This is a genomic window from Vibrio cionasavignyae (assembly GCF_050337155.1).
Lineage (GTDB): Bacteria > Pseudomonadota > Gammaproteobacteria > Enterobacterales > Vibrionaceae > Vibrio > Vibrio nomapromontoriensis.
In genome coordinates this window covers 102,273-113,839 of the sequence record NZ_JAKJSR010000010.1, presented here as the reverse complement: position 1 = coordinate 113,839, position 11,567 = coordinate 102,273, and the positions used below count along the sequence as shown (strand labels likewise).

General features: G+C 42.1%; 9 protein-coding genes. 3 read left to right on the top strand and 6 right to left on the bottom strand.

What is annotated here, in order from left to right:
- Window positions 1-34 precede the first annotated feature (34 nt).
- On the top strand, window positions 35-205 hold the full coding sequence (locus tag L4D74_RS03725) for a hypothetical protein (RefSeq protein WP_428750777.1): 171 nt from the start codon (window positions 35-37) through the stop codon (window positions 203-205).
- A complete protein-coding gene (locus L4D74_RS03720) occupies window positions 192-2,402 on the top strand; it encodes a hypothetical protein (RefSeq protein ID WP_428750776.1) in 2,211 nt (736 codons plus the stop codon). The genes L4D74_RS03725 and L4D74_RS03720 overlap by 14 nt, the downstream gene beginning before the upstream one ends.
- Before the next feature lie 64 nt (window positions 2,403-2,466).
- On the opposite strand, the gene L4D74_RS03715 is transcribed toward L4D74_RS03720, so the two are convergent.
- The gene (locus tag L4D74_RS03715) at window positions 2,467-3,087 is read right to left on the bottom strand and encodes a LysE family translocator (protein WP_428750775.1); all 621 of its coding nucleotides are present in this window, start codon (window positions 3,085-3,087) and stop codon (window positions 2,467-2,469) included.
- 623 nt (window positions 3,088-3,710) lie between these two features.
- Here L4D74_RS03715 and L4D74_RS03710 point away from each other — a divergent pair.
- The gene (locus tag L4D74_RS03710) at window positions 3,711-4,790 is read left to right on the top strand and encodes a TRAP transporter substrate-binding protein (RefSeq protein ID WP_428750774.1); all 1,080 of its coding nucleotides are present in this window, start codon (window positions 3,711-3,713) and stop codon (window positions 4,788-4,790) included.
- Between the two features lie 201 nt (window positions 4,791-4,991).
- Here L4D74_RS03710 and L4D74_RS03705 read toward each other — a convergent pair whose 3' ends face one another.
- From L4D74_RS03705 to L4D74_RS03685, 5 genes are all read right to left on the bottom strand, one after another.
- Complete coding sequence (locus L4D74_RS03705; protein ID WP_428750773.1) at window positions 4,992-5,267, bottom strand: nitrogenase-stabilizing/protective protein NifW; 276 nt, start codon at window positions 5,265-5,267, stop codon at window positions 4,992-4,994.
- A 264-nt stretch (window positions 5,268-5,531) separates the two neighbouring features.
- Window positions 5,532-6,173, bottom strand: coding sequence for a CatB-related O-acetyltransferase (locus L4D74_RS03700; protein ID WP_428750772.1), 642 nt, complete (start codon window positions 6,171-6,173; stop codon window positions 5,532-5,534).
- Between the two features lie 353 nt (window positions 6,174-6,526).
- On the bottom strand, window positions 6,527-8,647 hold the full coding sequence (locus L4D74_RS03695; protein ID WP_428750771.1) for a diguanylate cyclase domain-containing protein: 2,121 nt from the start codon (window positions 8,645-8,647) through the stop codon (window positions 6,527-6,529).
- A gap of 309 nt (window positions 8,648-8,956) precedes the next feature.
- Window positions 8,957-10,618 carry a mechanosensitive ion channel family protein gene (locus L4D74_RS03690; protein ID WP_428750770.1) on the bottom strand — a complete coding sequence of 554 codons (1,662 nt, stop codon included), beginning with the start codon at window positions 10,616-10,618 and terminating at the stop codon, window positions 8,957-8,959.
- A 548-nt stretch (window positions 10,619-11,166) separates the two neighbouring features.
- Window positions 11,167-11,523: a rhodanese-like domain-containing protein gene (locus tag L4D74_RS03685; protein WP_428750769.1), complete on the bottom strand. Its 357-nt coding sequence runs from the start codon at window positions 11,521-11,523 to the stop codon at window positions 11,167-11,169.
- Between the last annotated feature and the right edge of the window lie 44 nt (window positions 11,524-11,567).

The following is an 11,567-nucleotide window of genomic DNA, read 5'->3' as shown; positions in this document are numbered from 1 at the left end:
CGCTTAATCGTGACATGATTTACAAGGAGGGAATATGAATATCTTTCATATCCAAGTAGTAATCATTACCTTTGTCCTCGCCTTATTGGTTGGTTGTAATGGCAGTGGCGGAGATTCAAAGACGAATACACAGAATCAAACTATACCCACTTCTCAGCTGACGCTGCCTGAACAACTGGAGGTAGTGACCAATGAAAACGAATAATGTAATTCTTATCTTACTTATGTTGTCGCCTTTTGGTCTTTATGGCGCTTATGACGATACGGATACTGAGTACACGTTAGCGGAGCAACGAACTCATGTTTGGAATGAAGCGCTAGAGCCGATTGAGCTGGTGAATAGTATTTTGTGTTTTACTGCTCAATTCAACAGTGTTGAGTTTGCGAATCAGGGGGCTTACCTGGTGTTAGCGGACGAATCACTTTGTTTTGATGAGGAAAAATCAGGTGCTACTGGTCAATCGTCGGGGGGAGGTAATCAAACGAAATTAATGAAAGCGGTCAGCACTGTTGAGCGTATTTCAGATGATGTCCCTTTGGACGTGAGTGTTTGGCTTCCTGATATGGGCAAGAGTGACGAAGGAGAGCAAGCCATCAAGTTCAAAGCACAAATACGAGATGGAGCAACGGAGGCGAATCCGTTTGGTGACTTTACTTTTAATTTTGATTTTTTTGATAACTTTGCTCAAAACAATCAATCCGGTGGCGGTGAAGTTAAAACGATATCTGGGCTAGAAGGAAAAATAGGATTTACGTTATATGAACAAGGTAATCATGGCGGTAATGAAAGCTATAAACAATGCGCGAGTGTCGTCATGTCTGACGACCGCACTCACGGTGTCGCACTGACGGGAAGAGAGTATTCAGGTTCCAATGGCAGTGGGGGACAATCTTTTGCATTGGCGTTTAATGAAAACAGAGTATTAGTACAAAGTACAAATGGTGGGTTTGATGATTTGCCTTATAAATCTGGGGATCATGTTACTGCCACACAGTGCCTTAGCCGAACTGAGTTAACCGCCTATGTTCATCGCTATGATTTATATGACTCTAGTACGGGCGAAGTGGTGGAAATCAATAGTGGTTTTCCAATTCGCTATGACTCGACCGATAACGGTAATCCCGATAGTTATGGGTTTGTTGGCTATTGGGGGATTTGGACTGAAAACGGTCATCAGTTCAACCACGGTGATGGTGTGATCAGAGAAAGTGATAATCAGCAAGAATCATTCACAATTGTCGCCGCGCCAGGTCGCCTTATCAAAAATAGTGTCAAGTCATTGGCTTTAACGGAGCTAGACGGTATTGATTTCCAATATTGGGATGATGCTGTGTATCAAGATGGTTCGTTTGATCAATGGGTAGTGAATTATAGTAATCAGCAATTTGTGAAGGTTGCTAAGTTGTCTTGGCAAGATAATGGTCCGAGCATTGTTCAACTTGACACACCGATTGCCATTTCGTTAAACGCATACGACAGTCTTCATATGTATTCGGAGCAACTTGGTGGAGAAGTGAAGTATTTAAGTGGTGAAGACAACATGACTTATTATGTGCAAACGTTTATCGACGGTTCCCAAAACGGTGATGCGCAAATACCAAACAACGGCACTATCACGCTCACTTGTTTTGACAATTGCCCAATTGGTAACATTGATGCGCAACATGTCGCCGAGTATTGGGGGGAAAGTAGCCCATTCGAAACGGGCAATGACGCACCGTACAGTTATACCTTCTCAATTAGTGGCGATAATGCGTTAACACTGGTGAGTGTCGCAAGCGGCGAGCGAGTTGCGTTTGACTCTGCTGTTACCACAACCATGTTAGAATCGACGCCTCACCATTGGGGGGTAAGAACGGGCCCTATGGTACTTTCAAGTCAATCGGTAACGGACTCGTGGAAAATGTATGACCCACAAATCGTTCAAGAGTTTTATGTCTGGGAAACGGGGCTAAACGAGTGGAACCGATTAACGACAGTACGAGATGGTAATGGCGATATCGTTAGCTTTGATCGACCCATTCAATTTAGTTATATCCATAGTTCACTCAATGACCGTAGTGGCGATGCTGGCGATTATGCTAGCCAAACGTTTATGATTAATTACGGTGGTAACGGTGACCTTTGGGGGATCCCAAGTATCAAAAACGGTGAGAATAGTCACTATCGTGCGGCATTCTCAATTAATGATGGTGTGTTAATGGGGGGGTCTCAGCAATATGTGATTAAAGCTCGAGAAATCGAAGAATTGATGACGCCGTTATCCAGCTCAGAGTGCAGCACACTCATTCTGCAAGATCCTGCTGTTGATGTGCCGACGTCAGTTACGGGTAGTGCTGATATTGGCAGTATGCCTTTTGTCGAGGGGGAGCCGGCGGTTATTGCCGGTGTGACTCAATAAAAGGGTAAGGCATAGAGATGGATTAGCAATGGAGGCAAAGGCTCCTGTTATAGGAGCCTTTATTTTAACCTAAGAATAGCCATACCCCGACGCCACACATTAATGTACCAGCGATACGATTCATGGTCTGTACGTTGTTTGCGTTTCCAAGTGTGCGTTTTAACCCTTTGCCGCCAGTGGCATAGATGGTCATACAGACAAATTCACTTAGAAGGATGATTCCTAGCATGATAGACACTTGTCCAGTCATAGGTTGGGATTGGTCGATAAACGGTGGTAATAGCGAGATCATGAAGGCCCAACCTTTCGGGTTAGCAATGGCAGTGACAAAACCCTGCATGACTAAGTCCCAGTCGTTGTGTGCTTTTTCATTGGTTGAATCGGCTGAAATAGCAAGCTTGCCTTTTGAACGCCACATTTGAATGCCAAGATAAAATAGATAACTGGCACCGACGGTTTTAAATACCACGAAAATATCTGGATAACGCAGCATAACGGCCGCGACGCCAAGTATGGCCGCAAGCGCTACTAACGCAACCCCAACCAGCTCGCCTATCATCATCCATAACGTTCTACGATACCCAATACTCATACCCATTGTCAGTGCAAGTGTCATACACATTCCTGGCGTAATAGAGACAAAGAAAAAAGTGGGGATGAAAATACTGAGTGTTGACAAGTTCATAGCGTTCAATTGATAAAGAAATCAGTTTGCTATTTTTAACAGAGTTGCGGAACAAACACTATAGAAAGTACGTAAGATAGGTAAACAAAGTCCCTATCAGAGAAAATATGACGTTGTGTAGTGGACAGGGAGCAAGTAAGGGTTGCCCAATCCCTATGGGCATGCCTAGCCATAGACATTATTATTCATGTTATCGCACGACTATTGCCAGCGGAAGGTGTAGATTATTTTACCGGCATATCGGTATTTTTTTACCGCAAAGAGTCGTTCAATATAGTTACGTTTCACTCTTTCCATTATTGCTTGTGTATCCTCTATGAAATAGGTGGTAGACGGATTATTGAGAAACTTAGTACCAACTTCAAAATAGGTACTCTTCGTTTTTCGAATATCGTGATAAATAACGCAATTTTAAAAATGCGAAGAGTACTAGGAGTATCCCAAATTGGGGTCGAGAAGAGTGCGATAGGTAGCTTATCTAGTGAAATGCGTTGTTATTAGATACCCATAGAGAAGAAGTGTCGGCTTGTCTTGGCTGTTAGTTTTAATGAACGTTTTGACATAGGCACATCAAGCCCTCATGGTGTAACAGTAATCCAATAAAGTAGAAAGGAATCAAAGAAATGGAATTCAAAAATACCATTCGTCGAGTGAGCACGCTGCTTATTGTTAGTGGTGTAGCGTTGGGCATCTCTACTGCGCAAGCGGCCCAAGAGGTTTACCGGTTAAAGTTGGCTGAAACTTGGGGGCCTAACACGCCAATCTTGGGCGACGCCAGTAAAAATATGGCTAAGCTTGCCAAGGAAATGTCAAATGGGCGACTAATTATCCGAATTGACTCTGCCAATAAGCACAAGGCGCCACTCGGTGTTTTTGATATGGTGAAATCTGGACAATACGATTTAGGCCATTCAAGTTCGTATTACTGGAAAGGGAAGGTGCCAAACACGTTATACTTTTCTTCGATGCCATTTGGTATGACGACCATGGAGCAATATTCTTGGTTTTATCATGGGGGCGGTATTGAGCTTATGCAGCAAGTGTATGCCCCTCATAATCTTTTGTCTTTCCCTGGTGGTAACTCAGATATACAAATGGGGGGATGGTTTAAAAAAGAAATTAACTCTATTGAGGATCTACAAGGTCTAAAAATGCGTATTCCAGGTTTTGCGGGCGAAGTATTAGCTAAGGTCGGAGCAAAGCCAACGAATATAGCACCCGGCGAACTATATACTTCTCTGGAGCGCGGCACAATCGATGCGCTTGAATGGGTAGGGCCGGCGTTCGACTTAAGAATGGGTTTCCAAAAAATTGCCCCTTATTACTACACCGCATGGCATGAGCCGGGATCAGAAACGCAGTTTTTGGTGAATAAAAAGGTGTGGTCCAAATTGCCCGAGGACTTAAAAATCATCTTAGAAACCTCATTCCGTGTTGCTGCGTTTGATATGTATACTCAAGCATTGCATGAAAATGCACAAAGTTGGTCGAAAATGAGTACCGAATACCCCAATATTAAAGTTCGCAGCTTCCCGCCTGAGGTCATTAATGAACTTAAACAGGCAAATGAAACCTTACTCAAAGAGCAAGCCGATAATGATGAGTTAGCGAAAGAAATTTTGGACTCGCAGGCAAATTACTTAGCTAAGATGCGTGAGTGGACTAATATGTCGCTTCAAGCGTACTTAAACGACCAAGATTAGCGCGTTCGTATTAGGCGTTGCGGTAAAAGCAAAAGTGGTGAAGTTTTAGTCTCTCGAACTCACTAAGCGCCTAACCGCTGCTAAATCAGCTTTAATAGCCTGAAATTCCGGGGATATTGAGGCTGATTTTTTATTGCTCATCGCGACTGGCATGATTAATAACGCTAGGAATCTTCGCTGAGGTATCTAGTTGTCTCAGACTTACCTTCTTTGGCAAGAGGTACAGCCTCTACAAGCTGAGCGAGTATGTTTATCTAACAGGCTGCGCTGCACTTTACAGTATGCGTTTTTCAGCGCTCGTCTGGCAGAGAACCAATCGTCTGGTTTTTCCAACAGTAAGTACCCATTAAAGCGTTTAATGAGTTGAAGGCGATTTGCCGCGATAAAACGACTATCAAAGCCAATGTCAAAGTACTCTAATGCTTGCTCAATGGATGTAAAGCTTTCAATTGTTTGTTGAATATCTGATTTTTGCATGGTGATTGAAGTTGCCGTTTCTATGGATAAAAATATAACTTGTTTTGGAAAGGGCAACATTGATGTTAACGCAAATTTCGATAACTAGTGTGTATCCCCTTGTCTCATTTAATTAATCACATGTTCAATTAAGTACCGACCAAGTTAGCGACTTTGGCTGCCGCAATTACTGGTACAACAAACGCACTGATTGGTAAAAGAAATCAGTGCGTTGTTCAGTGGAAAAGAAACAAAGAGCGAACGGCTCTTGCCTACATTAGCGAATTACTTCGAGCATGCGAGATCGTAGTCATCATTAGCTTGTTGCAGGTGAGTGAGGTCGGCGCTACATAAGTAGGGTCTGAGAGCCATAAATTTTTCTTCAGGCCAATTGTAAATGTTTAGCGATAGCAGAGTATTAATCGTATCAGTATCAAAACGATATTTTACGTGAGTGGCAGGTGAGCCTGCTACAACGCTATAGGGTTCGACATCTTTGGTGACTACGCTGTTGGCGGCGACAATGGCACCTTCACCAATAGTGACTCCGGGCATTATCATGCAGCGCATTCCCAACCAAACGGCATCGTGTATTCTTGTTGGTCCTTTACTTTGGTATGACTGCTCTATGTCTTCCATAAATGGGTAGAGGCAAAACCAGTCTGATCGGTGGTTATGATTCCCGCCCATAAGAATGATTGCTTCTGCTGCAATACAGACATAGTCACCGATGTAAAGCTTGTCTATCGCCCAACGCGGATCCCACTTCTTGCTGACTGCATCACCGTGTAAGTATCGAATTACGGATTCTTCGAAGCCGTTATCCCAACAATCACTGTAATAGCTGTGTTTACCTTTAATCTCAATGTTTTCGTTTTGCACGACATCATGCAAAAGCTGAAATTTTGACCAATGTTTATTCGTCATTATTATTCATCCTATTTCATTTTTTACCTAACTAAGCGTTACGCAACAGGTGAGTTGCAACGCCACAATGGATGGTAAAAAACGTCAATGAATACGGGGTTGATTCAGTAGTGGATTAAACAACATGACGGATTATTCCTTGTTAGGAAGAGCAGGAGCTCACTTACGCTGACATTAGGACAACATATATTTTCGGTGATAGGTTTTAAGGTGAAATATTCACCAGTACTAAACAAATGACGACTATGCCTGAATTTTCACGAAATAGCTTTATTGTAAAATGAGTTTTTATAAACGAGCACAATGCAAAAGTGAGTTACCCTGTAACTATTGTGTTAAAACAGACAATAGCATTAGGAGTGTGGTGACATATTCGCGTCTTGTGCTGAAGAGGGCGTAGGTGTTCGTCGACTGCGAAGCATAGGCTCGTGTATCGCGATGAGTTCTGTGAGCTTTTGTTTATCTACTACAACGCTTTGCTTTTGCTCGTCATTTTTTGCTTCGTACATCGCAAAATCAGTGTAAATAAGTAATTGTTTGATGCTTAGGTTACTGGTATCGGGTAGAAATACGCCAATAGATGCGGATAGTGCAAGTGTTGTTTCCTTTCCTCTAACTAGAAACTCAAAGGCTTCTAAGTTAGGCAAAATATCATCAAGGTGCTTACCTGAAAGGTTACTGATTGCGACAAACTCGTCACCACCAATACGATAGATATCTCCTTTAATCGTTTGATTAAGACGTTTAGTATAACAGCGTAATACTTGGTCACCGACATTGTGCCCGTAGGTATCATTAATGTGTTTAAATTTGTTTAGGTCAATATAGATGAGATAATTGCCTTTGCCTAACGCTTGTTTTCTAATACGGTTTAAAGCGTGACGGTTTTTAAGCTTGGTTAAAGCATCTCGATTCGCGCGCGAATGGGTAACTAACCAGAAAAATACGCAAACCAATACCAGCAATACAAGTAACGCGATGATCACATCTAAACGCTGCCTTTCTTGTTCTTTTTCATGCAGTTCGCGCCAGTTCGCCGGCGGTAGGTAGCGCTTGCTAATGCTGTCGGCATCAATGAAGTCAAGTGTACGATTAAATAGCTGCATGAGAGCTTCGCCTCGCTCTGTTCTAGGGAAACCGAAGCTAAGCTTAGAACTGTAAAAAGGATAGAAATATCGATCTTCAATGATATTCGATACCTGCTCATCGAATAACATTTTGTTCAGTGTTACTCTATTGGTAACGGCATAATTTATCTCCTTATTCGCTAATCCGGCTAACATCGCTGGGGTATCAGAGTAATAAGTGAGAACTTTATTTGGAAGTAAGCGCTGGGTGATTAGAGCGAATATGTCGTTTTTGACGACCCCGATTTTTTCAGCAAAGAGTTCAGAGATGTGTTTGTGCACTTCTTCTTTATAGCCAATTCGTTTTGCTATCACGCCATCGATAGAGTCAAATGGTCGACTAAAATACGCGAAAGACTTGCGATCTCTTGAAGATGCGATAGGGGTCGTCACATCTCTGTCACCTTGTTTGAGCTTTTCAATGCTGGTAGACCATGATTCATTTGGGTCATAGTTAAACGCACAGGTAAGCATATTCAGCGTACATATCTCTTTGGCAAAATCCACTGCAATGCCTTCCGGTTGCCCTTCTGAACCTGAGAATACGTAAGGTTGGCGCGGGTTTAAGTAGATAGTTATAGGTTTACTTAAGTCTAAGTTCGATGTCTTGATTTTTTGTTTAAGTTGGTTAATTGCAATATCGTTGATGTAATTTTCAATGTACTGTCTTAATTGTTTTTGTACGTGCTCTTGTAAAATAATATCGCTAAATAGATTGAGCAATGAAATATTTTCGGCCTTGTTTGTGATAAGCGACACTGGGGGAATGGTGACTTGATCGTTGATTAGTACGGGTTTAAAGCCAGCATTTAGAAAGTCTTCTAGCTGTAGGAAGGTGCCAATAAACCCATCGATATACCCTGCATTGATAGCATCAAAGGCAACATTGTTATCATTAAAATCCAACACTCTTTTATCAGGGTAATACTTTTGAATAATATCAGTAAATGCCGTGCCCATGGTGGTGCCAATGGTGCCAAGATTATCGAAAGACTGTCCGTCAATACTAAATACGTAAGTTGGCTCTATATTGGTGGGGGGAGAAAAGGCAAAGCGACTTGCTCTGCTTTGTGTGAACGTAATATTGGCAACAAAATCGAGTTCTTTGTTCTCTACAGCACTAAGTCGTTCACTAAATATCGGGTAGTCTAAATACTTGAACGTGACATCGGTATGTTGTTCGATAGTGGAGAAGATAAATCGTGCTAAAAAATCGTGCTTATGAGCCGCAACGACATACGTTTTTTTGAGCTCGTTTGCCGCTGCTTGAGGGGCTTGGAGTAAAATCCAAGTGCTGACCAACAGTATGGCGAGTACTTCAAGAAAACGATAGGGCTTGTTGCTCAATTCCAATGATTCCTTCCATGGTTTGGATTCGACGTTACGCTTAATATTAACGCTAATTTGATATAATACAATGTTAACTTACTGAATATTAAATCCAAATCGGTTGTTAAGTATATAATTTACTTATTCACAATGAAAATACTTTATCGCTCAGTGATTGCTTGGTGTATTGGTGCTATTGAGTATGGTTGCTTGTCATATCGTAGCTACGTGGACTAAATTTTTACGTTGCGTGAATAGCTTTCCCACCATCACTATTTTGAACCAAATATTACATGGCCTGTTAGAGCAGTGATAGTGGGGGAATTATTATGCTAGTTGTTTATTGACGGCATCTAGCTTCATTTTGCTTGATAACTCTGTGGAATGTTCAGCATTGTGTTGGTATATATGAACATCTCGTTGTGGGAACGGAATACTAATCCCGTTGCTATCTAGACTCTTCTTAACACTTTCAGTGACTTCCCAGTACACATCCCAGTAGTCTTCGGTGTTTACCCACGGGCGTACTATGAAATCGACGGAACTTTCATTTAATGTATGGACATATATCATTGGTGCAGGTGATGTTAGGACTTTAGGGTGCTGCGATAGTATCTCATTGAAGATTGCTTTAGCTTGGTCGATATCATCGCTATAACCAATCCCAAAAGTCATATCAACTCTCCGTGTTTTTTCTGCGGTGATATTGTTGATGGTGTCTCCCCAAATCTTATTGTTTGGAATCACTAATCGTTGATTGTCGACGGTTCGTATTGTGGTTGATACTAAACTCATATGATTAACGGTGCCGGATGTCCCAGCAACGTTGACTAAGTCACCTACATCAAACGGGCGGTAAATAAGAATCATCATCCCAGATGCAAAATTGGATAGCGTATCTTGCAGAGCAAAACCAATAATGACACCCGCGACTCCGAAACCTGTCAATAAGGGACCCAGCTCGATGCCGAGTTGTGAAAGTGCGATCAGTAATCCAAGCGCAGTTACGCCTTTTTGAGCGATGGAAACAAAGAAGTCTTGCATCAAAATACTGAACTTCATTGTTGAATGACTGACACTTTTTCGTACCGCTTTGCCTACAATTTTTGCGAATGAACGCGACAGCCATAAGATGACGACGAACACGAATACTTTCACAATAAATGATGGGGTATGCTCCATCGCCCAGTTTTTAAATGCGGTAACCCATTCACTCACCAATCCCATCAGAACACTCAAATCAAGCACGTCTGTGCTGATGTCGCCGGTAACGGTAAATAACAGTTGTTTATATTCGGTCGTGTCTACGCCATAATTTTCAAGTAAAGAAATACTCGATTCCAGACTTAGAATAAATAGATTGATCTGCGCAGAGGTACGAATAGCCTGTTCTTCTAACGCGGCTTTGTCGCCCTCTGACGTATAGGTTAAGCGTTCTCGTGTGTCTTCAAGTTGGCTGTCGAGGAATAGGACACTGTTATAGAGAAATTCAGCCCTTGATGCCAAATCTTTTTCGAGGGATGCTTCTGCTTTTTGAGTATCAAGACCGAGTTTTTTGCCCCATGATATCGTTTGTGATAACTCGGCGTAGTACTCGTCCATTGTTTTAATACGTTTTTGTATTGCGAATTGGATTTCATCTCGTGTGGTGGTATCACCCTTCTTTGATAAAACGGAGAGTCGTTTGAGTTCTTGCTCATTTGCATCTAGCAGAGTCTGCATAAAGAACAGTTGATTCGTCACTATTTGTTGGATGCGTTCATCCGCGACGTCGTCTGTTAGGGACTCCGCGATGTTGTGCCTGATCGCAGAGTTTTTCCTGTGGATGATGCTTTCTTCAAAGCGATTTAGTACCGCATGGCTTGCCAGTTTTTCTATGTCGGTTTGCAAAGCCGACTGTTGGTCGATGATAGTTTGTCCCGCCACGACAAGCGTTGAAACCGCACTACCAACAGCCAATGTTAGCAAGAGTAGAAATTTGCTCTTCATTCGTTTTCCTATATTGATTAGTCTAATTACAACTATCGCTTAGCGATCCAGAAATACGTTTTTTTGATAGCCCAAATCAGTAATTTTGCTGTGGCTTTTAAAGCGGTAAAAGTAAATATTCCGACTGTTGTTATTAGTTGGTTGGTACCAAGAAGTAGTTTATATGCGTCAGTATTTTGAAAATCGCGGTAGGTCATTGCTGGGCTCCTGTTCGTTGGGGTGTATCATAACGAGCTGGAATATTAAGGATTACCATTTTGTGCCAACTCACCATTCACCTGATAGAAACTCACCTAATAGAACTTCAACGCAACAACGTAACGTAATAACAATGCAAAATGAGATAAGTGTAGTGAGGGGGTTGTATAATCCAGTCTGTTGATATTGTGGTCAGGGAAGTAATTCGGTGTTTGTGAAAAGAGAGGTGATGAGCGGGTAAAGCAGTTGAGTAGCTAAAGCAGTTGAATATTAACGTGCTAAGTCACTCGAAAACACGGTCCCTTGTGACTTAGGCTGATGATAAAAATGTTGATGTAAAAATGCGTAAATTAGTCTTGTTTTTGTGCCAGCATTTCCTCGAGGCCACCTGCGTTATGAAGCTGGGTAAACCCTTGTGATTGCAAATAGCGATAGGCTTGCCCGGAGCGGTTACCACTACGGCAATATAAAACGATCGATGTTGACTTATCAACGTGACTAAAGTGCTTTTCAATCTCAGATAAAGGATAGTTGACCGAGTTGTCTATATGACCGTCGGCGAATTCTTGTGGTGTTCTGACGTCCACAAGCATTGCACCTTGTTCAATGAGCTGCCAGCCTTGTTGGGCACGCTCTGTTGCAAGTCCATTAAAACTGACACTTGCCAAACAAAGTGCTGCAAGTAGTGTGGATAAGGTACGCTTCATAACCGGTTCCTATTGGTAAGGGTGTTTACTCAATCATAGTGGTT